22 protein-coding genes are annotated in these 21,618 nt (G+C 58.2%); 7 read left to right on the top strand and 15 right to left on the bottom strand.

Annotation, left to right across the window (positions count from 1 at the left end; genetic code table 11):
• Positions 1-114: 114 nt before the first annotated feature.
• From AAA021_RS06885 to AAA021_RS06850, 8 genes are all read right to left on the bottom strand, one after another.
• Positions 115-972, bottom strand: coding sequence for an HAD family hydrolase (locus AAA021_RS06885; RefSeq protein ID WP_349088592.1), 858 nt, complete (start codon positions 970-972; stop codon positions 115-117).
• Between the two features lie 115 nt (positions 973-1,087).
• On the bottom strand, positions 1,088-1,933 hold the full coding sequence (locus AAA021_RS06880; protein WP_349088591.1) for an MFS transporter: 846 nt from the start codon (positions 1,931-1,933) through the stop codon (positions 1,088-1,090).
• A gap of 18 nt (positions 1,934-1,951) precedes the next feature.
• Positions 1,952-2,320, bottom strand: a complete 369-nt coding sequence (locus tag AAA021_RS06875) for a hypothetical protein (RefSeq protein WP_349088589.1) — start codon at positions 2,318-2,320, stop codon at positions 1,952-1,954.
• Positions 2,321-2,450: 130 nt separating this feature from the next.
• The gene (locus tag AAA021_RS06870; protein WP_195361842.1) at positions 2,451-3,113 is read right to left on the bottom strand and encodes a TetR/AcrR family transcriptional regulator; all 663 of its coding nucleotides are present in this window, start codon (positions 3,111-3,113) and stop codon (positions 2,451-2,453) included.
• A 74-nt stretch (positions 3,114-3,187) separates the two neighbouring features.
• Positions 3,188-3,526, bottom strand: a complete 339-nt coding sequence (locus tag AAA021_RS06865; protein ID WP_118328228.1) for a P-II family nitrogen regulator — start codon at positions 3,524-3,526, stop codon at positions 3,188-3,190.
• Positions 3,527-3,716: 190 nt separating this feature from the next.
• Positions 3,717-4,994, bottom strand: a complete 1,278-nt coding sequence (locus AAA021_RS06860; RefSeq protein WP_349088587.1) for an ammonium transporter — start codon at positions 4,992-4,994, stop codon at positions 3,717-3,719.
• Between the two features lie 198 nt (positions 4,995-5,192).
• Positions 5,193-6,212: a putative ABC transporter permease gene (locus tag AAA021_RS06855; protein ID WP_349088586.1), complete on the bottom strand. Its 1,020-nt coding sequence runs from the start codon at positions 6,210-6,212 to the stop codon at positions 5,193-5,195.
• Positions 6,213-6,215: 3 nt separating this feature from the next.
• Positions 6,216-6,752, bottom strand: a complete 537-nt coding sequence (locus AAA021_RS06850; protein ID WP_349088584.1) for an HD domain-containing protein — start codon at positions 6,750-6,752, stop codon at positions 6,216-6,218.
• Between the two features lie 227 nt (positions 6,753-6,979).
• Here AAA021_RS06850 and AAA021_RS06845 point away from each other — a divergent pair, with 227 nt between their 5' ends.
• The 6 genes from AAA021_RS06845 to AAA021_RS06820 all read left to right on the top strand — a co-directional run bounded on the left by AAA021_RS06845 (position 6,980) and on the right by AAA021_RS06820 (position 13,541).
• Entirely contained in the window at positions 6,980-8,761 is a 1,782-nt protein-coding gene (locus tag AAA021_RS06845; RefSeq protein ID WP_349088629.1) for a 1-deoxy-D-xylulose-5-phosphate synthase, read from the top strand.
• A 458-nt stretch (positions 8,762-9,219) separates the two neighbouring features.
• Positions 9,220-10,215: a glutamate ABC transporter substrate-binding protein gene (locus AAA021_RS06840; RefSeq protein ID WP_349088583.1), complete on the top strand. Its 996-nt coding sequence runs from the start codon at positions 9,220-9,222 to the stop codon at positions 10,213-10,215.
• A 138-nt stretch (positions 10,216-10,353) separates the two neighbouring features.
• On the top strand, positions 10,354-11,013 hold the full coding sequence (locus tag AAA021_RS06835) for an amino acid ABC transporter permease (RefSeq protein WP_006234894.1): 660 nt from the start codon (positions 10,354-10,356) through the stop codon (positions 11,011-11,013).
• Positions 11,010-11,843: an amino acid ABC transporter permease gene (locus AAA021_RS06830; RefSeq protein ID WP_022094658.1), complete on the top strand. Its 834-nt coding sequence runs from the start codon at positions 11,010-11,012 to the stop codon at positions 11,841-11,843. Before AAA021_RS06835 ends, AAA021_RS06830 begins: the two co-directional genes overlap by 4 nt.
• 36 nt (positions 11,844-11,879) lie before the next feature.
• Entirely contained in the window at positions 11,880-12,644 is a 765-nt protein-coding gene (locus AAA021_RS06825; RefSeq protein WP_117746439.1) for an amino acid ABC transporter ATP-binding protein, read from the top strand.
• 87 nt (positions 12,645-12,731) lie between these two features.
• On the top strand, positions 12,732-13,541 hold the full coding sequence (locus AAA021_RS06820) for a gamma-glutamyl-gamma-aminobutyrate hydrolase family protein (protein ID WP_349088581.1): 810 nt from the start codon (positions 12,732-12,734) through the stop codon (positions 13,539-13,541).
• A 914-nt stretch (positions 13,542-14,455) separates the two neighbouring features.
• Here the strand turns inward: AAA021_RS06820 and AAA021_RS06815 are convergent.
• The 7 genes from AAA021_RS06815 to AAA021_RS06785 form a co-directional block, all read right to left on the bottom strand.
• Positions 14,456-15,280 carry a hypothetical protein gene (locus tag AAA021_RS06815; protein ID WP_349088579.1) on the bottom strand — a complete coding sequence of 275 codons (825 nt, stop codon included), beginning with the start codon at positions 15,278-15,280 and terminating at the stop codon, positions 14,456-14,458.
• Positions 15,277-16,038 carry an ATP-binding cassette domain-containing protein gene (locus AAA021_RS06810; protein WP_349088578.1) on the bottom strand — a complete coding sequence of 254 codons (762 nt, stop codon included), beginning with the start codon at positions 16,036-16,038 and terminating at the stop codon, positions 15,277-15,279. The genes AAA021_RS06815 and AAA021_RS06810 overlap by 4 nt, the downstream gene beginning before the upstream one ends.
• Positions 16,039-16,182: 144 nt before the next feature.
• Positions 16,183-16,512, bottom strand: coding sequence for a helix-turn-helix domain-containing protein (locus AAA021_RS06805; RefSeq protein ID WP_089572320.1), 330 nt, complete (start codon positions 16,510-16,512; stop codon positions 16,183-16,185).
• A gap of 8 nt (positions 16,513-16,520) precedes the next feature.
• Positions 16,521-17,081, bottom strand: a complete 561-nt coding sequence (locus AAA021_RS06800) for a hypothetical protein (RefSeq protein WP_349088576.1) — start codon at positions 17,079-17,081, stop codon at positions 16,521-16,523.
• Positions 17,082-17,311: 230 nt separating this feature from the next.
• Entirely contained in the window at positions 17,312-17,668 is a 357-nt protein-coding gene (locus AAA021_RS06795; RefSeq protein WP_349088575.1) for an Hpt domain-containing protein, read from the bottom strand.
• A 23-nt stretch (positions 17,669-17,691) separates the two neighbouring features.
• The gene (locus tag AAA021_RS06790) at positions 17,692-19,572 is read right to left on the bottom strand and encodes an HD domain-containing phosphohydrolase (protein ID WP_349088574.1); all 1,881 of its coding nucleotides are present in this window, start codon (positions 19,570-19,572) and stop codon (positions 17,692-17,694) included.
• 211 nt (positions 19,573-19,783) lie between these two features.
• Entirely contained in the window at positions 19,784-20,581 is a 798-nt protein-coding gene (locus AAA021_RS06785; protein ID WP_349088573.1) for an alpha/beta hydrolase, read from the bottom strand.
• Positions 20,582-20,806: 225 nt separating this feature from the next.
• Between AAA021_RS06785 and AAA021_RS06780 the strand changes: the two genes are divergently transcribed.
• Positions 20,807-21,583 carry a radical SAM protein gene (locus AAA021_RS06780; protein WP_349088571.1) on the top strand — a complete coding sequence of 259 codons (777 nt, stop codon included), beginning with the start codon at positions 20,807-20,809 and terminating at the stop codon, positions 21,581-21,583.
• The last annotated feature ends 35 nt before the right edge of the window (positions 21,584-21,618 follow it).

Below are 21,618 nucleotides of genomic sequence, written 5' to 3'. Positions count from 1 at the left end.
GGAACTGCCGCCAACAGTATCAATTCTATCAAAGCGCAGTTAGATATGCGAATGTTTGTTCGTATTTCAAGAGACCAGCGTCACCTGTGACAAAGGGGCTGTCCCTTTGTCACATTATTCGATTACGGTGCAGGAATTCTGCTTGTGCATGGTGGCAAGCATGTGTTTGGGAACGGCGTGGGCCATGCAGCTACCGATAGTCGCGCTCGCGGCGGCCTTGGCCGCGTCACTGCCGTTTTTGGTCGCGTAGCTATGGCGGAAGCGTTTGAGCATGGCAATGTCGTTGCCGCCGTCTCCGTAAACCGCGACCTCGTCCTCGGCAATGCCGTAGTAGCCCGCCAGCCAGGCCACACTCTCGCCCTTGTTGCACGCCACGTCCGTGATCTCGAACATCACCGGATCAAACGGCGCGTTGACCACACGGTCCGAGCGCTCGGCCAAATACGCCTTAAGGTCGCGCTCCAGCTCGGGCGAGGTCACGCGACAGTTGATCTTGCACACATCGTGGCGCAGGATGTCACCGATCGACTGGTCGAAATACTGTTCCTCGTGGTACCCGCCACGTGCACGCATACCGCGCATCACGATGCGCTTGATAGGACTGTCTTTTTTAAAGCCTGCCTGGTGCATCTCGAACGATCCACTCGAGAACATGCCATCGGGCGTGGAGCAGTCAAAACAGATATCCGGAAACTCCTTGAGCAGCTCCTCGGTAATCTGCGAGTCGATGGTCCAGGTCCTGAGCACCTCGCCATGGCTGTCGCGCACGATGGACCCATTGGAGCAGCAGGCGTCGAGTGCCAGGCCCGTAAAGCCATGCTCGCCAATCGGCAGCGTCGAGCGCCCGGTCGCGGGAACCACATGCAGGCCAGCCTCGGTCAGCTCGCGAATGGCACGGCGGATGGTCCCATCTGCCTCGTGCAGGGCGTTCAGCAGCGTTCCGTCTAAGTCACTCGCAAACATCTTGATCATGGATACGCCTCTCCTTCGTCTGCACGATATTGTAGACGAAGGAGAGGCATGCCTAAACAATGCCGTCCCGGCGCGGCGTGCCACTGTCTCCACAAATTCACGGTCCCCCAGCGCCTTAAGACATTCGCCATAAGCGACTTTTCAGCCGATTAAACAGCGCCGTCGTCGACGTCAGCACCGCCAACATGCCTGCGAATACAATCGCCGGAGCCCATCGATCATATGCAAGCCCGTAAACCAATTGGCCAATAGGCGTTGCACAGGAAAGTGTCATATAAACGAGTGCCAGCACTTTTCCGCAGAGTTCCTTTGGCGCTGACCGCTGAACAAATGAAACGATTCCGACCGATGCAATGCTTGCCCACGCCATGACCCATGCCGAGCCGGCCGCAAGCGCGGCAAACGCTAATTCATCAGGACCGCTCAGTAGCGTGACAATAATCGGTACGACTCCAAAACAAATCATCGCAACATATCGACATATGCCCTTGAAGGAAAAACGATGCGGCCAAATACCGACCAAACCACTGCCGACAAAACCACCTAAGCCCATAGCCACCTCAATAATCCCAACAAAGGATGACTGCATTCCGAGATGCTTTGCAACAATAACGGGAGCACCAATCGTTAACCCAACTAACGCAAGGTTCAAAATAGCCGCAAGCAAAAACACAACGAGCAATGATGCGTTTTGAAACAGGTACCGAATCGACTCCCGAAAATCGCTTCGGCATGTCGAGCAAGTCGTACTGTCCCCTGTCATTCCAGATGAGGCATTTTGCTTGAGTGCGCCCCCGAACAGCAGGGCTGACATCGCAAACGTCAACGCCGCGGTTTCGCATAGAGCATCGATACCAAAGCACCCATAGACTGCCGTCCCGACTACAGGCCCCAAGATATTGCTCGCCATGGTTACCTGCGAGACCAACGCTGTGGCACGCTCAACCTTTTCTTGGCCCATCATGTGCACCGTCTCAATTTAAAGCATCGGTTTCAGCAGCGATTGGATGCCATATTGGACGCAAAGCATTGCTGCCACGACAACCGCAAGAGGCAGCGAACACTTCATGGGGATAAACAGCAGTGATGCAGCCATCAGAACAATGCCGAGCACCACAAGAACCCCGCGATGTCTCCCGTGATCCGCCAAGATTCCGCCAGCCGGAGTCGCAAGCACGCCCGGCACGAACGCTATCGCCGCGACAGCACCATATAACGTTGACGAGCCGCTGCAATCGAACAAGTAAAGCGGGCACGCAAAGCACAGTGCCGACAACATCGAATACGCGCACAGCTGTGCAACAAGAAGACCGAAAAGCCTGATAGATCGCACTGTTTTTTGCGCCAACGAGACATTGCTCCTCCGCATTCCAGCCATAAGCCTGCCCCCTATACATACCATTAGTATGTATTTAATGACTTGAAAAGGGCAGCCGTGGCTACCCTTACAAATCAATTACATACCGTCAGTATCTATATTACCACCCAGCACGGTTCCATACGTCCCAAATCTGAGCCGTTGTCTGGAGCACTTCATTACCCAAATCGAGCCCCACCGCGGCCGCCATCTGCGCCAAACATTGCGCGCGAGCGAGCATTCGATCCTTGGTCTCGAGCGGACGGAACAGCGGCAGCAGCCAAAGATTCGCCAACAACGATACGGCCTCAGCCGCTTCGCGCGGGCATTTGCACGCAATGGAGCCGTCGGCGATGCCCTCCTCGATCACTGGCAAAAGACAGCCATCGGCCGACTCGTCGAACGAGCCCTGGTACTGCATCGCCAGTAGACGCGAGCTTTTTACCGGATCTGCCGCAGGATGCATGCGTGCCCATAGCTCAATTTGCGGAACGACAGACTCGGGCGCGTACAGTCGCTTGAGCTTTTGGGCTCCCGTCATATTGCCAGCACCGAGTGTCGCGCGGCGGCGCTCAACAATCGGAGCCATTGCCCGATCAAATGCGGCGTTGAAAATCTCTTCTTTGCTCTTAAAGTGATGATAGACAGCACCCTTGGTCATGCCATCGAGGCGGTCGACGATATCTTGAATGCTCGTCCCCTCATAACCCTGTGCGCAGAATAGCTCCAGCGCCGCGTCGAGAATCTTCGCGACTGTCTCCTCGGGATATTTATTACGCCCCATAATCTGTCCATCCGCAACGCAAGTCTTGTGCCTCATTGCAGTATTTTAACGTTGCGGATGGCAGGCGGTCGATTCTACACCGCGGCGGGGCCGTGTTCGCCGGTACGGATGCGGATGACTTCCTCGACCGGCTCGACCCAGATCTTGCCATCGCCGACGGCTCCGGTGCGAGCGGCGTTGCAGATGATGTCGACAATGCCATCGACGTGCTCATCGGCGCAGATAAGGGTGAACTGCACCTTAGGGATCGTGTTGACAAGCAACTCGTTGCCGCGCACGTATTCCTTCCAGCCATGCTGTGAGCCGCAGCCCTGCACCTGGTTGATAGTCATACCGCGAACATCGGCAGCAAACAGCGCGTCTTTAAGAACCTCAAGCTTCTCAGCACGAACGATCGCCGTAATTTTCTTCATAGTAAATTCCTCTCTTTATCAAAGAAATGAATTGCCATTCAATGACGCGGGTTTTCCAGGTGCCCGAGATTGCCCCGAAAGAGGAGCGCCGCGTACTTCGGTACGCAAGCGACGGTTTGAGGGGCAAGGTCGGGTGCCTGGGAAAGCCGCGCGACGATTGAACGGCAAGGTGCGGAGCCCGGGGAAGCCGCTAGTCAAGTCCCGAGAACGAGGGATACGCGCTCTCGCCGTGTTGACTCGCATCCAGGCCCAGCGCCTCGTCGGCCTCGTCCACACGCAGGCTGCCGTGGAACAGCGCCTTGACCACCGCGGCGATCACCAAATCGAGCACCAGCACAATAGCGACCGTCACCACAATGCCCAAAATCTGCGAGATGAGCAGCGACACGTCGCCCGTGTAGAACAGACCACCCTTACCGGTCCACGAAAGCTCCGGCACACAGAACAGGCCCGTGAGCACGCCGCCCAAGATGCCGCCGATGCCATGGCAACCAAACGCGTCGAGCGCATCGTCGTAGCCGAACTTGGTCTTAAGATGACTGATGTCCAAGTAGCAGACGGGCGAGACGATCAGGCCCATGACCAGCGCTGCCCACGGCTCGACAAAGCCCGCGCCCGGCGTGACCACCACAAGGCCCGCAACCAGACCGGTGCTGGCACCCACCAGCGTGGGGCGACCGGTGTGCACGCGCTCGACAGCAAGCCACGAAACCATACCCGCTGCGCTGGCCGTCACGGTGTTGAGGATGGCGAGTGCCGCCACGGCATCGGCCTTAAACTCGCTGCCGCCGTTAAAGCCAAACCAGCCAAACCAAAGCAGGCCGGCGCCCAACGCCACAAACGGCACGTTATGTGGACGGTAGCTCACCATGCCAAAGCCGCGACGGCGGCCAAGCATTAAGCAGAGGATCAGGCCGGTAAGACCGGACGAAATGTGCACCACGTCGCCGCCGGCAAAGTCGAGTGCGCCGATGATGTCGCCGATAAAGGAGCCATCGCCGCCCCAGACCATGTGGGCGAGCGGCGCATAGACCACGAGCAGCCAAATGCCCAGGAAGGCCGCCATGGCACCAAACTTAACGCGGCCGGCCAGGCTGCCCGTGACGATAGCGGCCGTGATTATGGCAAATGCCATCTGGAAGGCGATGTTGATGATCTGAGGGCAGACGGCACCGTCCGACGCGGTGCCCTCAGCCGCCTGCAGCACCTGGTTGAGCACCGGCAAGCACAGCAGCTGGTCAAGGCCTCCAATAAACGGGCTGGAACCGTCGCCGCCGTAGGCCAGCGACCAGCCGGCAACAATCCACAGCACGCCGACCAGGCCAATGGCGCCAAAGCACATGAGCATGGTGTTGATGACATTTTTGCGCCTGGACAGGCCGCCATAGAAAAACGCCAGACCCGGTGTCATTAAAAACACGAGCATGGTGCAGATGAGCATAAACGTTATCGATCCCGTATCGTACATTCGCTCCCCCTTGATCGCATGAACGTTGTCGGCGCCCATAATGCGGCCGAGGGGCAACTGGTGTAGACCAGATACGGCGTTGTTAAACGCTGCGTTGTCGAATGGAAACGGTGCCGCAATCTTGGAAACGGCGCGGCAACGGGCGCGAAACCAACGGGAAATACGCGAGCAAGGAAGCCGCGAGCGCGCCCGTCCCGGCTAGCGCCGGAACAGCTCGCGGGCTCGGTCGCGGAGGTCGGTAGCTCGGATGACGCCCTCGTAGCGGTTGATACGCAAGCGCGGGAAGGCATTGAAGAAGCGCAGGTCGCGGCGGCTGAGTGACACGCTCGGCACCGGACGGCTTATGCCCTTGCCGGCAAGGCGACGACTGAGCGACGGACGCGGCATGCTCGGCGCGGCATCGGCCACGCGGCGGGCAGCAAGTGCCAGGCCGCGAGCACCATCCGCGATAAACGTCGGCATCGAAGCCTTCTCGCGCAGGGCATCGAGCGTCGCATCGCCCAGCTCGGCCAGCCACGCGTTAACGGCACGACTGCGGATATGCGTCTGTGCCACCGAGTCGATCGCCGAATCGGGAATACGTTCGAGCATGGAGTCGGACGCATCGGCAAGCGACTCGTTGATTCGGTCGGCAAGGTCGGCCCGGACGCGCTCCAGCTGATCGGATAGACGCCGCCAGCTCGCCAACGAGCACACCGCGTCGACCATCATCGCGACCGCGACGATAAAGGCGGACAGCCGCACAATCAGCACCGGCAGATGGGCAAGCAGGCCCAACACCGCCGGCTCCACCACGCGACAAATGCACAACGCACCCAGGCCAAACGCGCATGCCCAGTACAGACAGATGCGTCCGTGCAGGTTAAACGGCAGGTGCGAATAGTCCCAAAAGCGAGCGCCTGTTGTTTTTTCCAGCAGCACGCCCACGCTGTACTCAATCACGCTGCATACGAGCGCTGCAGCGACAAACTGGCTCGACGCGTCAGGAATCCCGCGCAACAGCAGCCAGCAGGCAATGCCGCCCGCGCCATAGATGGGGCAGCACGGCCCCAGCAAAAAGCCACTGTTGGCAAATCGTCCGTGATTGAGCATGGCGCATACTGTCGACTCCCATGCCCAACCGCAAAACCCGTAAAAGGCAAACGAGAGCACCAGCGCCGAGAGTGGGCAGGCGGCAAGCGTCGCGCCGCCAAACGCAATATCAATCGCGGTCCCCACCGTCTACCCTCTCCTCTTTTCGCTCGATGCTTTACTCACGCTATCGTCCGTCTCGTCCTTGCGCGGCAGGCGGCCTGCGACCGTCTCACGCAGAGCACACCATTTATCCGCCAGGCAAACAATCCACGCCTCGCGACACGTCGGCGGCACGGGCACCAGCGGAAACATATGCCGCACGATGATATTCCGCTCGCGCAACGTCAGCTCAAAATCTTCCTCGGCACGCGCCAGGGCAAAAAACGGATGCCGAAATCCGTGCAGGCGATGGCTCGGATCGGGATCGTGCCAGTCATAGAGAAAGTAATCGTGTAACAAGGCTCCGCGCAGCAGCGAGGCACGGTCGATCGAAATGCCAGCACGGCCCAAGTGCTCGGCAAAGGACAGACTTGCCCGTGCTACTGAAGTCACATGTGCATAGACCGTCACGTCGCCATGCTGGATAAACTCGCGCGTCAGGTCCAAGCGGCCCGCCTGGGCGAGCTGGCGGGCGGCATCGTCGACCTCGTGCGCGATTTTCTCGGCACGAACGGCATCGGACATGCTGCCTCCTTCCAGCGGCTCACGGCGGCAAGCCACGGCCTGCACGTATTGAAAAAATCATCATCGAATCTATCAGTATGGCATCGGACAAAACGTTTTGCCCCACCAGTTGTCGAATTACCGCGCCGGCGTCACATATCAAACGCCAAAATGTGCGAGACTGTCTTGTGCAATTGTGTCGGCCGGGGGAGCGCCGGCGCTCGATTCGCATGGAGTAACCCACAATGATGCTGCTTACGCAAACGACAACGCCCGAGGACGTCAAGGCTCTCGACCGCGCCGAGCTTCCGCTGCTCTGCGGCGAGATTCGCCACGCCATCCTCGAAAGCTCCGCCGCCGTCGGCGGGCACGTTGCCCCCAACCTGGGCGTCGTTGAGCTTACGGTTGCGCTTCATCGCGTGTTTAACTCCCCTATCGACAAGATTGTCTTTGACGTTTCGCACCAGACCTACGCCCACAAGGCGCTGACCGGGCGCGCGTATACCTATATCGATCCGGAACGTTTTGGCGAGGCTTCTGGCTTTGCCAATCCCGACGAGTCCGAGCACGACCTGTTCGCCATGGGCCACACCTCCACATCGGTGAGCCTGGGCTGCGGCTTGGCACACGCCCGCGATCTGGCGGGCGACAGCTACAACGTCATCACCATCATTGGCGACGGCTCGCTTTCGGGCGGCTTGGCGTTTGAGGGCTTCAACAATGCCGCCGAACTCGACAGCAACCTGATCATCATCGTCAACGATAACGACCAGTCCATCGCCGAGAACCACGGTGGCCTCTATCGCAATCTGGCCGAGCTGCGCACCAGCAACGGCACCTGTGAGCGCAACGTTTTCCGCGCGATGGGACTCGACTACCGTTATTTGGACGCCGGCAACGACGTGTTGGCCCTGGTCGACGCGCTGCAGAAACTGCGCAATATCGATCATCCCATCGTGCTGCACGTCTCCACCGCCAAGGGCAAGGGCTTTGAGCCGGCCCAGAGCGACCCCGAACGCTGGCACCACGTGGGTCCGTTTGACATGGCGACTGGGCGCAAGCTTTGCCCGGGCCATCCGAGCGAGCCCGCGCCGCGCACCTATGCTGACATTACGGGCGAGGCGCTCAGCGCCGCCATCGAGCGCGATCCACAGGTCGTTGGCATCACGGCCGCCACGCCCTACATTATGGGCTTTACACCCGAGCTTCGCGCTGCCGCCGGCAAACAGTTCGTCGATGTGGGCATCGCCGAGGAGCACGCCGTGACCTTTGCCACCGCGCTTGCGCGCTCGGGCGCCAAGCCAGTCTTTGGTGTGTACGGTACGTTTTTGCAGCGCGCCTACGACGAGCTGTGGCACGACCTGTGCCTCAACGACGCCCCCGCAACCATTTTGGTGTTTGGTGCGTCAATCTTTGGCACCACGTCCGAGACGCATCTTTCGTTCTTTGATATTTCCATGCTGGGCGGTCTTCCCAACATGCACTACTTGGCGCCGGCCTGCATGGAGGAATATCTGTCCATGCTGAGCTGGTCGCTCGACCACCGCGAGCATCCCGTGGCGATTCGTGTGCCTGGTATTGGCCTGGTGAGCCGTCCCGACCTTGCGCCTGCCGAAGACACCGACTACAGCGCCGTTCGCTACAACGTGGTGCGCCAGGGTCGCGACGTAGCAGTGCTCGCGCTCGGCGATTTCTTTGAGCTGGGCGAGCGCGTGGCAAACCGTCTGACCGCCGAGCACGGCATCGAGGCCACGCTCGTCAACCCGCGCTTTGCAACCGAGCTCGACCGCGAGTTCCTCGACAGCCTTGCCGCCGAGCATCGCGTTGTCGTCACCCTCGAGGACGGCATCTTGGACGGCGGCTGGGGCGAGCGCGTCGCGTGCTACTTGGCCTGCACGCCAGTGCGCACGCGCACCTTCGGCATCGCCAAGGGCTTCCCCGACCGCTACGACCCCAACGAGCTGCTCGCGCAGAACGGCATGACGGTCGAGAACATGGCCGCTGAAGCCGTAAGGCTACTCAACGAGTAAGAAAAACCTCCGCAAGGAAAGCACCCCTGCGGAGGTTTTTGCTTTCGCGACGCGATTATCTCGATCCGTAACATCTATGGCCCGAATTCTCGTCTAACTGTTACAGATCGAGACAAGACGTCTTAGTCCCCGACCTTTGTCTCAATCTGTAACAGATAGAGACCTTTTGCCCGTCCAGATGTTACAGATCGAGACATTCGAATCCCCCTGAAGAGAAAATCTCAATCTGTAACAGTTACTCGGCAAAAACGGCTGCAGATGTTACAGATTGAGACAAAGCAGCAAGGCATGCCACCGCATCGGCCAGAACCACCACAAAGGTTCCTGTCCCTTTTTGGTAGGTAGAATTACCCATAAGGTAAGTATGTTTCTGAGTTATTTCGTGTTGACCCATTTGAGCGCGATAGGGTATAACTCTACTCAACCGCTAGGGATTTTATTGAGAAAGGTGTTCTACCATGAGCAAGAACCTCTCCCAGCAGGTCGTTCTCGACCGCCGCGGCTTTGTCGCCGCTACCTTCGCAACCGTCGCCGGCCTTGGTCTTGCCGGCTGCTCCGACACCAGCGCCGAGGCCGACAAGGGTTCCGCCGCCGGCTCCTCCAAGGGCTCCGAGGATACCGAGGTTTCCGCTACGCTCGATGCCAAGGCATTCGACAAGCTCGTCGACAACGGCCCCAAAGCCGACGACGATGCCATCGCCGCCAGCACCTGGGCGACGGCCGTCAAGGATGCCGGCGTCTTTAAGATCGGCGGCGTTCAGACCTCCACGCTCTTCTCCCTCCTCAACGAGAAAGACGGTCAGACCCGCGGCTTCGACGCCGGTATCGCACAGCTCCTGTCCAACTACATTCTGGGCGAGAACAAGGTCGAGATCACCCAGGTGACCTCGGACACGCGAGAGTCGGTCCTGCAGAACGGCCAGGTCGACGCCGTCTTTGCCACCTACACCATCACTGACGAGCGCAAGAAGCTCGTCTCCTTTGCCGGTCCCTACTACTACACCCAGCAGGCTATCCTGGTGCTCGCCGATAACGACGACATCAAGAGCGTCGACGACCTGGCCGACAAGAACGTCGCCGTCCAGTCCGGCTCCAACGGCCCCGCCATCCTGGAGGAGTTCGTTCCCAAGGCCAGCCAGCAGGAGTTCAAGACCGACGAGGAGGCCCGCCAGGCACTCCAGCAGGGTCGCGTTGATGCCTACGTCATCGATAACAACATGCAGCAGAGCGCCCTGGTCCGCGAGCCCGGTAAGTACAAGATCGCCGGCAAGCCCTTCGGCAGCAAGGAGCCCTATGGTATCGGCCTGCCGCTCGATTCCGACGGCGTCGCCTTCGTTAACGACTTCCTTAAGAAGATCGAGGACGATGGCGCCTGGACCGAGCTGTGGCAGATCTGCATCGGTGACCGTACGGGCGACACCAATGTTCCCGAGCTGCCCGAGATCGGCGCCTAGGCAGCGAGCCTGGTAACGGCCGCAACGAAACCATATGGAAACGCACGATCCGCTTTATTGCGATAAACTGTTTCCTCAATGAGTTGTCGGGGCTTCCGTACACGCGGAAGCCCCTTTCCTTATCGGCGGGAGGTCCGCATGAGTCTCTCCGAGCTCTGGTCGCTCTATGGCCAGAACTATATCGACGCGCTGCTAGCAACCTGGGGCATGACGCTTGAGTCGTTTGCCATCGCCATGGTACTGGCCGTCGCCGTCACCGTGATGCGCGTGTCGCCGCTCAAGCCGCTGCGCGTCTTTGGCGACCTGTATGTCCAGGTCTTCCGTAACATCCCCGGCATCGCGCTGCTTATCATCGTCGTCTACGCGCTGCCGCCGCTCAAAGTCGTCCTGCCCTACCGCACCTGCGTTATCGTCGCCACGGTCCTTTTGGGCTCGGCCTTTGGTTCCGAAAACTTTATGAGCGGCATCAACACCGTCGGCGTCGGTCAGGTGGAAGCCGCCCGCTCGCTGGGCATGAGCTTTAACCGTATCCTCGCCAAAATCGTGATTCCGCAGGCGCTGCGCTCGAGCGTGCTGCCCATGACGAACCTCTTTATCGCCGTCATGCTCACTACCGCCTTGGGCAGCCAGGTGCCGCTTAAGCCGCAAGAGCTCACCGGCGTGGTGAGTTACATCAACACGCGCTCGCTCGGCGGCGTCGCCGCGTTCTTTATCTCGGCGCTCGGCTACCTGGGCACGGCCTTTGTGGTGAGCCACATTGGCAACTACATCGATAAGAAGGTGAGGATCCTCCGATGAGCAAGCACTCCACCTCCGCGCTCACCATGCGCGATGCGCTCTACGAGGCTCCCGGCCCCAAGATGCGCGCCAAGATTCGCATCGGCACCGCCATCTCGCTTGTTGCCGTCGCCGCGCTCGTCGTCCTCGTGTTGCAGCGCTTTTATGTGACCGGTCAGCTTTCGGTCCACTATTGGTATTTCTTTACGCACCTCACCACCTGGAAGTTCCTGCTTGCCGGCTTTGAGGGCACCGTTAAAGTCGCACTCACCGCCGGCGCCATCGCGCTGGTGCTGGGCTTAGCCCTTATGCTCGGCCGTACCAGCGACATTAAGCCGCTGCAGCTGGTCTGCCGTGTGCTCACCGACTTCTTCCGTGGCGTGCCGAGCCTGCTGTTCATCTACTTCTTCTTTTTGGTGCTGCCCCAGTACAAGATCGCGCTGCCGTCGTTTTGGATGCTCACGCTTCCCGTCGCGCTCGCTGCCGCCGGCGTACTCGCCGAGATCTTCCGTGCCGGCGTCAACGCCGTGCCGCGCGGCCAGGTCGAGGCTGCCCAGGCACTCGGTCTCTCCAAAGCTAAAATCACCTTTAAAATCGTGTTGCCGCAGGCGATTCGGTTTATCATTCCGTCCTTGATTTCGCAGCTTGTGGTCGTAGTCAAAGACACCACCGTCGCCTATGTGGTGAGCTACCCCGACCTCATGCAAAATGCCCGCGTGCTCATTACCAACTACGACGCCCTCGTGTCGGTCTACCTGGTAATCGCGGTCATCTACATCCTCATCAACGTCGCAATTAACAAGGCCGCTGTCTACGTTTCACACAAGACCGGCGCGACCATCATCCGCTAACGCTTTACCATTTCGAGTCATAAGGAGCCGAGCACCATGGCACAGAGCACCTCTTCCACCGGCAATCAGCCGCTGATCGAGCTCAGACACGTCGATAAGCACTATGGCGATCTTCACGTCCTCAACGACATCAATCTCTCGGTCGACCGCGGCGAGGTCGTCGTTGTGATCGGTCCCTCGGGCTCGGGCAAGTCGACCATGTGCCGCACCATCAACCGCCTGGAAACTATCGACTCGGGCGAGATCCTCATCGAGGGCGAACCCCTGCCGCAGGAAGGCAAGGACCTTGCCCGCATGCGCGCCGAACTGGGCATGGTGTTTCAGCAGTTCAACCTGTTTGCACATATGACGGTACTGCAGAACGTCATGCTGGGACCGGTCGACGTGCTGGGCGTGTCCAAGGAGGAAGCTCGTGAGCGCGCCATGGACCTGCTGAGCCGCGTGGGCGTGGCCGAGCAGGCCGACAAGGTGCCCGCACAGCTTTCGGGCGGCCAGCAGCAGCGCGTGGCCATCGCCCGTTCACTCGCCATGCAGCCCAAGGCCATGCTTTTTGACGAGCCCACGAGTGCCCTTGACCCCGAAATGATCAACGAAGTGCTCGAGGTCATGGTCCGTCTGGCCCAGCAGGGCATGACGATGATCGTCATCACGCACGAAATGAACTTTGCCCGCCGCGTGGCCGACCGCGTCGTGTTCATGGCCGACGGCCAGATCGTGGAAACCGGCACGCCCGACGAGTTCTTCGACCACCCCCAGACCAAGCGCGCCCAGGACTTCCTCAACTCTATCAAGGGCCACTAGCCAGCCACCCCGTGGGACAAATCCATCGGAAGCGTTGTCCCACGTCTCTCATGCGCCCTGTCACCTTCAGATTCGAAAGCAACACCTATGATCGGAACCCGCACCTCATCGTCCTACACCCCGCACGTCGACGTCGCCCCCGCCGACCGCCCACTCATCCTCGTCGCACCGCGCTGGGAAGAGGCAAAGCCGTTTTTAAGCGAGACGCTCTCCCCCAACGAGGAGATTGCGAGCGTCTTTGTCGATGCCATCCTTGCCGCCGGCGGCCTACCGCTGCAGATGTCCATCACCGAGGACATTGAGGTTATCCGTCATTACGTCGATATCGCCGACGGCATCGCCATTCCCGGCGGCCCGGACGTCAACCCCAAGCGCTGGGGCGATGATCGACCCTACGACCCCACCCTCTGCTGCGAGATCCGCGATAGTTTTGAGTTTAAGCTGGTCGACGAGGTACTCCGCGCCAAGAAGCCGCTCTTTACCACCTGCCGCGGCACGCAGCTGCTCAACGTCGCCACTGGCGGCACCCTGTGCATGGACGTGCCGAGCCTGGGTGCGCGCGAGGGCCGCACGCAGTGGCGCCACACCCACGTGCTCAACGACCCCGTGCATCCCGTCGAGGTCGTGCCGGGCTCGCTGCTGGAACGCGCGGTTGGCGGGCACAGGCTAATCCAGACCAACTCCGCACACCACTGCTGCGTCGACCGTCTGGGTAAAAGCACACGCTTGGTCGCCAAGGCAACCGACGGCGTTCCTGAGTGCATCGAGGTCGAAGGCCAGCCATTCTGTCTAGGCGTGCAATGGCACCCTGAGTACACATGGAAGACGCTCGAGACCGACTTTAACCTGTGGAAGTCGTTTGTCGAGGCAGCGGCAAAGGTTAAGCAGGCCCGTTAGCTCGCGAATCACTCAGGTTAAAGCCTCCTAAGCCAGAGGGGGCGGACACCAGCCACGGTGCCCGCCCCCCCCTATATTTGGTATGCTCGGTATGATCATCCCTCACAAACAATCAAAGAAATCTCGACCGCAATCGGTCTACAGTAAAGCAAATGGCAAAAACGCTTGCTACGTTTATTAGGCAGTCAATTAGAATCGAAATGCATTGACTATTCCCCAACGGGGTCACGCCACAAATCCACATGAGCATCGAGGCTGGAAGCGGAAGCATGGGAATGGCCCCGAGCTGTATGTAGACCGCTACGACGTTGACAAGCAGCAGCATGCCAATAGGACCGAAGCCGGACCCAAAATAGGAAACAGCGATCACGCAAGAGACCACGTATGCAAGGCAGACGACACTCGCCAGAAGAAGTCGATAGCAAAATATATTCAGGTTGAAATACTGCTGAGCATCCAAAACGATTACGCAGTTAAGACAGTACAAAACGACACTCGACAGGATAAACGCGCCCAAAAGGGCAAAAGAAGACAGCGCCACTCGCGCAACGATAGCGCACACACGCTTCCCTCCCCGAGCCTCCGACAATCCCCAGGGTTCCTCAATAAAGCCCGAACTGACAAAGCGAGGCACAATGCAAGCCGCGATGAACGGAAAGAACAATGCATGAGCCAACGGGGCTACGTTGAACAGCAGACCGCGAAAAACCTCTGCATTACCAAATAGAAGGACATCCTCTGCCGATAGCCGAAGCGTCGGGTCTGGGAAAAAGCCCAAGAAACTGTTCTCACGGAGGCTACAGAACCACATCGGGAAAGAATTAAGCTGCAATACCACCATGCACGCATAAATTACCAGGATTAAGGCGTACGTCCATTTGCTCACATGCTTCAATTCTGAATGAAGGAATCTTCTAGTCTGACGAGCCATTGAGCACACCCCCAGCACGAAAGCTCACGAGAGCGTAAATCAATACCGATAGACAGCTGGCTGCCACGCCATATCCCAGAAGTGTCAGCTGACCCATATCGCTATACCCAAAGGCACATCCGACTCCAAGGTACGGCCCCGGAAGAAAGAAGATCCATCGCAAGGACGGTATGGGCATCTGAAGGTAAGTTCCGTAGAGCGTCAAGCTCATGACAAATCCGATTATTACCACAGCCCCGCTCAATACAGCGCTGCCTGTAATCCGATAGATGGTCACCGTCTCCAACGCAACCGATATCACCAATACAGCGTTAATCATCATTGCCGGTAAAAATGCAGTTAGCATGTCGTGCGAGTAGTTATGCCCTCCACGTATTATGGCTATTGCAAAAAGAAGAAGGCAAAGCGCACTATATGCTGCGCCAATTATTAAAGCAGACGAAAGCACATGTGCTAGGGCCCCATTAAAGCGGGTAAGACCTCTTGCTGAAGAAATTCGGTATCCCTCTTCATAGCCGCGCTCCTGTAAAATCGCCAGGCAAACGATGAGCGGAACGAACAGAGAGGTACCGGCAAAAGCACTGCGCACAAGGGACTCATCGGGTGCAGAAGGATCGATTAGATTCCAGAGGAAACCAATATCCTCCCCAAAAACGCTATTGCCAAAGGCGAGCAACGTTGTTCCGTTTTTTAGAAAGACACCGAAGAGAAGGCCGAACGCCAGCATAAGCGCAAGACCAAACTTCGCCGGAAACATCCTGTGCAAACGCATCATATCTGCCTTTATGGGATGGATCGCCCGCTTCATAGCGAGACCGCCTTCATCAAGCGCCTGTAATACTCTTTTAGGGATGGCGCCTCGTCCCTTATGACATCCATAGATTCCTTTTTCAGCAGTTCGCCGTCATGAAGAAACAGGCAGCTTGTTGCAACCGATGCCAGCTCATCCAAGTCGTGGCTAGAGATAAGCATGGTTTTGCCCTGTTCCCGATTCAATCGACCGATAAGGGTCCATATACTCTCGATGCCCAACGGATCCAATCCATTTGCCGGCTCATCGAAAATCAGCAAGTCGGTGTCGCCCAACAAAGCCGTAGCTATATCCAGTCGCCGTTTCATTCCCAGAGAAAAACTGCTCACGCTCTTTTTCTCATCGACGTCCAGCCCGACTAGGCCCAAGACGCGAGGAACCTCACGTTTCTCATCAAGCCCCCATTCCGCACATCGGATTTGAAGATTCTCAACCGCGCTGAGAGATTGGTATGCTCCGCTGGAATCTGGCACATAGCCGACACGCGTCCGCATCAGGCTCAGGTCTCTTTTTGATTTGCCTCCAAAGAGCTCCACGCTCCCCGACGATGGCTCGCAGAGGCCCAAGACGATTTTAATAAGCGTGCTTTTGCCCGCACCGTTTGCACCGACAAGGGCACAGAGCTCAGACTGATGCACCTCGAAGGAAACGTCATGCAAAACGCGCCGTTTCCCGTAGCGCTTTGACAGCTTTGATAGCTTTATCGCTGATGCGTTCATTGGCCTCCCGTTCTGCTTGATAGCAAAACCGCTCATATCGTTCCTTCTTTCCTTTATCGTTTTTCCTGTTTGTTATTGTTTTTCGATAACTCATATTTGTCAAGATAATCTAAAAGGAAAAACCCGTGTTAGACACGGGCCCCTTTACGCTGATATTTCGTTATAGTTGTTCGCTTTATGCTACTCGTCGCTCAAATCGACAGCAAAGACTGATGTCGGAAGCGACGCCTCGTTGCCTCCGCCATCCCGCATCTGTCTCACGACATTTTTTGCGCGCTCGACAATAAGCTCCTCAAGCTCTTTCTCGCTCACGCGCTGAATAATATCTCCCGGTTGACAATCAAGCTCATCACAGATATCGAGAAGCGTCTTTAGGCGAATAGCTTTTATCTTTCCGTTTCTAAGCTTTGAAATATTAGCCGGAGTATGCCCCGTCGCCCGAATCAGATCAGCGCTGGTCTTTCCGGTCTTAAGCAGCTGCGTCTCAAGCTCGATGATGAGATAGCTCATGTTTCCTCCTACACAAGCTCGTCAGACTGCTCCTGGAGCAGCGAGGCATAGCTCCAGATCGCCGAGATAAACAGACAGACAACCGCGCCGATAAGCGATCCCGCATCAAGGGTAACGCCTTGGCAAATCTCAATAACGAAGGAATGAGGAACGACGTAAAGCTTCAGTCCGCCAATGGCGAGATTGACCGATCCGTAGGCACCAACAAACGAAACCGCGGCGTTAACAGCAAGAGCAAGGGCAAGAACACGGATAAGCCGCACATGCGCTCTGGTAAAAGGCGAGGCGCCCCGCGAGATGTTACGGCTGATCCCACACAAAACGACAAGCGAAATACCCACAACGAGTGCCAGGCACAGTCCGCTTGGGATAACGATGCACCCGCCATTGAGAAGCGTCACGACACCGAAAGAATCGACAGAAGCAACGTTTGCAATCGCATACCAGATCACGTAAACAACCAACGCGGTAAAAGCGACGAGCATCCCTGCAAAAACGGCTGCCATGCAAAAACCAAGCTTCCTGATATTTTCGCCCGCCTTGGCCATACGCTGAACGCTGTTGGACATACACTCACCCTCATCGACTCTATCGTTATTCGAACAGTTTATCGAACAACGATATGGATTGCATGCGGAAAGCCCAGACGGTGCGCATAGGCCATTTGCTAATCCGAAGGAGTGAGCGTGGATTTTTGGACACATATCGAACGAGAGTGGATAATCTCCCACTTTGAGGCCGCCACCGGGCCTAAAACGGGAGATTATCCACTCTCATAGTCATCAAGGCTCGCAAGCTCTTATTCGGCCACCTCGCGCAGGGCCAACATCGTAGCCGCATATTGCTGCTGCAGCGCATGCATTCCCTCGCGAGCGCCGTCAACGGCATCGGCGCCGCGCAGCGCCTCGGTCACCACGACCGCCGGCTCGTACAGATTATCGAATCCCAGGTTCTGGCTCACGCCCTTGAGCGTGTGCGCTGCCATAAACGCACCTTCGGCGTCTCCTGCCGCCATGGCGGCCTCCAGCTTGTCCATGCTCTCGTCATCCAAAAACTTGAGGGCAAAGTGGGCAAGCATTTCCCCGCCCATCAGCCGAGCGCACGCGTCATCATAATTGGCGCCGATCTTCTCATACGCTTCACGCATGGAAATCATGGATTAAAACTCCTTTGGTCAAACTAAATCGTGGGAAACGCGACAACGTCGGCGGGGCGTGCCAACGTCTCGGCAATACGGTCTTGCACCTCGAGCAGGCAGTCGAGCAACAGCGGGTTAAAGGTGCCGCACTTACCGTCCATGATCATCTGGATTGCCTCCCTGTGCGGGATAGCGTCCTTGTACACGCGCACGCTCGTCAGAGCATCGTACACGTCGGCCACCGAAACCACCTGTGCGGCAATGGGAATTTCGTCGCCCTTAAGGCCATCAGGATAACCCTTGCCGTCCCAGCGCTCGTGGTGCCAACGTACAATCTGGTACGCATATTCCATAAGCGCATTGCCGACGTGATGGCGGCCCAGCTCAAGCAACATGTCGGCGCCAATCGTAGTATGCGTCTTCATAATCTCGAACTCCTCGGGCGTAAGGCGCCCGGGTTTGTTGAGAATCGCATCGTCGATCGACATCTTGCCGATATCGTGTAGCGCCGAAGCCAGGGCGATCGTGGAGCGTTCCTCATTGTCGAGGGAGATGGTGCCGCTACGCTGGACCAGACAGCCAAGCAGCAGCTCGGTCAGCTTCTCGATGTTCGTAACGTGCCTGCCGCTCTCGCCGTTGCGAAGCTCCATGACGCCGGCCATGATGTCGATGAGCATGCGACTGTTCTTGACGCGCTCGTTGTACTGCTGGGACAGCAGGTTCGTCAGGCGGCGCTGTTTGGCGTATAGGCGGATGGTGTTGCTCACACGGCGGCGCACGACACGGGAGTCAAACGGGCGGTTGATATAGTCCGAGGCGCCCAGCTCGTACGCGCGCAGAACCATATCATCGGAATCTTCGCTCGAAATCATGATGACGGGCAGATTGTCACTAACCGATCGGCGCGACAGATCGGCCAGCACCTCAAAGCCGCTTACGCCCGGCATGACAATATCCAGCAGCACGAGCGACAACTCATCGCCATAGCGGTCGACCATGTCGAGCGCCGCACGACCGTGGTCGGCCTCGAGGATGCAATACTCGTCCTTGAGCATCTCGCTGAGAATGGCTCGGTTCATCTCGGAGTCATCGACAATAAGCACCAAAGGCTTTTCGCTTTGGAAGGCTTCGATGGAATCGGCATCGGTCACGACCGTACCGGCTTTTGCCTTAGCGCGGCTCAATAACTGGACAGCGCGGCCAACGCCCTCATCGACCGTCTCGCCATGAATACGAACGCCACCAACACATGCCGTCAGGCTCACGTACTCATGGCCCGGAACAATCGTGGCATGAACGGCATCGGACACCTGATGCAGGCGACGGGTGAAGTCATCGGAAGGAATATTGGGCATGACGACCACAAACTTGTCGCAGCCATAGCGTACGAGCTCGTCAGTCGAACGAATTCCGCTGCGTATGGCTGTCGCCACAGCACCGAGCGCAAGGTCGCCGGCATGACGGCCACACGTATCGTTGAAGACCCTAAAATCATCAAGGTCGATCACCGCAACGCCGGCATTCATGCGGGCGTTGCGGAGCTTTTCCTCGTAATATCGGCGATTGCGCACACTCGTCAGCACGTCGGTGTAGACAAGGTCCTCTTCTGCAGCCTCTTGTTCATCGATCGGACGCACCATCAGCAAGACGTGAGGCTCGCCCTCGACCTTCAGAGGGCGTAGGCGGGCGCGGTACTCAACACCATCGTTGAGCAGTTGCTCCGACACCTCATCGGAATCTGCCAAGGCCTCAAGACTCGACTGACGCAGACAAGGGCACCGATTGCCGGCGAGCAGGCAGTTAGGCTCGCTCTTAATCTGATCGGCCGACAGCAAACGCACCACGGGGTAGGTCTTCGCGACGCGGGCGACCTCGGCGGCAGCCTCCTCGTCGGTTAGATTGACCTCGTGATTATTGAGCATATGGGGCCCTTTCTATCGTTACGCACGGCAACGGTGCATATCAATTGGTACAAGGGTAACATCTAACAGCTGAAGGCAAACGCGCGATTATCGTTACATTTTTCTGACCTGGCAAGCGGCGGTAATGGAGCCGCGGGCGCGCGGTTATGAGCGCATTCGTTAACAATGACGAAACGCTAACGACCCCTCTCCCCGCAGGTCATCGAGCGTGCTAACGCTCCAAGACATCGCGAACGGCGTTTGCCGCCGTAACGGGGCGATCGCGCAAACCGTTATGCGCGCCCGGGATCGCCACGAGGGGGCAATCGAGATATTCGGCAGCCGCTCGTGTGCCAGCCTCGCGGGGCGTATCGACCGAAAGCTCGCCCAAAAACACGGCCGACACCGCCTTTGACGCGCGGGCGCGCTCCCAGTCGGGAGCATATGTCATATTTGTTCCGTATTCATTGGCCATAAAGCAACGACCATTGCGCAGGGCATGTTTGGCTTCCGCTTCGGTCGTCCCGGGAGCTTCGGGGTCCAAGTCGCCGAGGGCTCCCAAGAAAAGCCGGAGCGCCCTTGAAACCTTTCCAGCCGCAATCATATCGAGCAAAATCGGAGCTGCGCCCATGCCGACGCCTTCGGCCGACACAGCCGGCTCATGCAGAATCGCACGGGCGACGAGATGGGGTTCGGTGCGAAGAAGCTCCAGCGCCACCAACGTACCGGCGCTGTGCGCAAGCACATTTGTCGGAGCGCCAACGTGTTCGATCACGGCCTGCAGGTCGGCGGCCTGAGCGGCAAGATCATAGCTGCCGTCTGCCGCTTCGCTGCTGCCGCCACAGCCGCGGCGGTCATAGGCAATTACGCGGTAGTTGCGACTGAGCTCACATGCGATGCCGTCGAAAAATGTGCCGTCGACACAAGCGCCGTGCACGCACACCAAGGCAGGAGTATCAGGCGACACATCCGGGCCGGCATATTCGCGACAGGCAATCGTGGTGCCCGCATTCTCGACCGTAAAATCCATGTTGTGCCCTCATCATCAACGCCCATCCAGTTGCGCGTCAGCGCGGTTGGATGGACCCACATCGCCTTACACCTTGTTAACAGATTCACTTTACCCGACCCGAGGCTTTTCATGACACGGCATAATGAGCGACGTGAAAAAACGAAACTTGTAAAGCAAGAGCCCGCACCCTGCTTTGGAGCCGATGCTATGCTTAGACACAATTGTCTTGAGGAGCATATGCCTATGTCTACGTTTTTGAATGCCAGCCCCATCTTTGGGCCCGTTCGCAGCCGTCGCCTTGGTCTCTCGCTCGGCGTCAACATGATGCCGGCCAGCGGCAAAATCTGCACGTTCGACTGCATTTACTGCGAAAACGGCCTCAACGCCGAGCGCCCCTGCCATGAGCCGCACAACACAGCTGCCGTGGTACTCGACGCGCTCGAGGCAAAGCTGCGCGAGATGGCAGCCGAGGGCGAGCTCCCCGATGTGATCACCTTCGCAGGCAACGGCGAGCCCACCGCCGCACCGGAGTTTCCGCAGGCCATCGCCGGCGCCGTCGCGCTGCGCGACGAGCTTGCCCCAAACTCCAAGATCGCCGTGCTCTCCAACGGCACGCGCGCCGACCGCCCCGAGGTGCACGACGCGCTCATGATGGTCGACGACAACATTCTTAAGCTCGATACCGTCGACCCGGCGTTTATCCAGCTGCTCGACCAGCCTGTTGGCCCCTACGATGTCGAGCACCAAATCGAGACGTTCGCGAGCTTTGACGGTCACGTTATTATCCAGACGATCTTTTTGAGCGGTGAGTACCGGGGCAAGTCTCTCGATAACACCGGCGAGGAGTACGTTAGCCCTTGGCTCTCGGCGCTCGAGCGCATTCGCCCACAGGAGGCGACCATTTACACGGTGGCGCGCGAGACACCGGTCACCGGCCTTGCCAAAGCAGCACCCGACGTCCTCGACGCCATTGCCGCGCGCGTGCGCGCCCTCGGCATTCCCTGCCAGGTGAGCTACTAGCGCGCAGCTGCCCTGTGAGTGGGCTATACTAGCTG

Origin of the sequence: Collinsella sp. CLA-JM-H32 (genome assembly GCF_040098165.1) — a bacterium.
Lineage (GTDB): Bacteria > Actinomycetota > Coriobacteriia > Coriobacteriales > Coriobacteriaceae > Collinsella.
This window is presented reverse-complemented; position numbering and strand designations above follow the sequence as displayed.

Excerpts from the sequence above, each read along its gene's own strand:
- AAA021_RS06885 (WP_349088592.1), bottom strand. The coding sequence starts at position 972 with ATGATCAAGATGTTTGCGAGTGACTTAGACGGAACGCTGCTGAACGCC.
- AAA021_RS06880 (WP_349088591.1), bottom strand. The coding sequence starts at position 1,933 with ATGGGCCAAGAAAAGGTTGAGCGTGCCACAGCGTTGGTCTCGCAGGTA.
- AAA021_RS06870 (WP_195361842.1), bottom strand. The coding sequence starts at position 3,113 with ATGGGGCGTAATAAATATCCCGAGGAGACAGTCGCGAAGATTCTCGAC.
- AAA021_RS06865 (WP_118328228.1), bottom strand. The coding sequence starts at position 3,526 with ATGAAGAAAATTACGGCGATCGTTCGTGCTGAGAAGCTTGAGGTTCTT.
- AAA021_RS06860 (WP_349088587.1), bottom strand. The coding sequence starts at position 4,994 with ATGTACGATACGGGATCGATAACGTTTATGCTCATCTGCACCATGCTC.
- AAA021_RS06850 (WP_349088584.1), bottom strand. The coding sequence starts at position 6,752 with ATGTCCGATGCCGTTCGTGCCGAGAAAATCGCGCACGAGGTCGACGAT.
- AAA021_RS06845 (WP_349088629.1), top strand. The coding sequence starts at position 6,980 with ATGCTGCTTACGCAAACGACAACGCCCGAGGACGTCAAGGCTCTCGAC.
- AAA021_RS06840 (WP_349088583.1), top strand. The coding sequence starts at position 9,220 with ATGAGCAAGAACCTCTCCCAGCAGGTCGTTCTCGACCGCCGCGGCTTT.
- AAA021_RS06835 (WP_006234894.1), top strand. The coding sequence starts at position 10,354 with ATGAGTCTCTCCGAGCTCTGGTCGCTCTATGGCCAGAACTATATCGAC.
- AAA021_RS06830 (WP_022094658.1), top strand. The coding sequence starts at position 11,010 with ATGAGCAAGCACTCCACCTCCGCGCTCACCATGCGCGATGCGCTCTAC.
- AAA021_RS06825 (WP_117746439.1), top strand. The coding sequence starts at position 11,880 with ATGGCACAGAGCACCTCTTCCACCGGCAATCAGCCGCTGATCGAGCTC.
- AAA021_RS06820 (WP_349088581.1), top strand. The coding sequence starts at position 12,732 with ATGATCGGAACCCGCACCTCATCGTCCTACACCCCGCACGTCGACGTC.
- AAA021_RS06815 (WP_349088579.1), bottom strand. The coding sequence starts at position 15,280 with ATGAAGCGGGCGATCCATCCCATAAAGGCAGATATGATGCGTTTGCAC.
- AAA021_RS06810 (WP_349088578.1), bottom strand. The coding sequence starts at position 16,038 with ATGAGCGGTTTTGCTATCAAGCAGAACGGGAGGCCAATGAACGCATCA.
- AAA021_RS06805 (WP_089572320.1), bottom strand. The coding sequence starts at position 16,512 with ATGAGCTATCTCATCATCGAGCTTGAGACGCAGCTGCTTAAGACCGGA.
- AAA021_RS06800 (WP_349088576.1), bottom strand. The coding sequence starts at position 17,081 with ATGTCCAACAGCGTTCAGCGTATGGCCAAGGCGGGCGAAAATATCAGG.
- AAA021_RS06795 (WP_349088575.1), bottom strand. The coding sequence starts at position 17,668 with ATGATTTCCATGCGTGAAGCGTATGAGAAGATCGGCGCCAATTATGAT.
- AAA021_RS06790 (WP_349088574.1), bottom strand. The coding sequence starts at position 19,572 with ATGCTCAATAATCACGAGGTCAATCTAACCGACGAGGAGGCTGCCGCC.
- AAA021_RS06785 (WP_349088573.1), bottom strand. The coding sequence starts at position 20,581 with ATGGATTTTACGGTCGAGAATGCGGGCACCACGATTGCCTGTCGCGAA.
- AAA021_RS06780 (WP_349088571.1), top strand. The coding sequence starts at position 20,807 with ATGTCTACGTTTTTGAATGCCAGCCCCATCTTTGGGCCCGTTCGCAGC.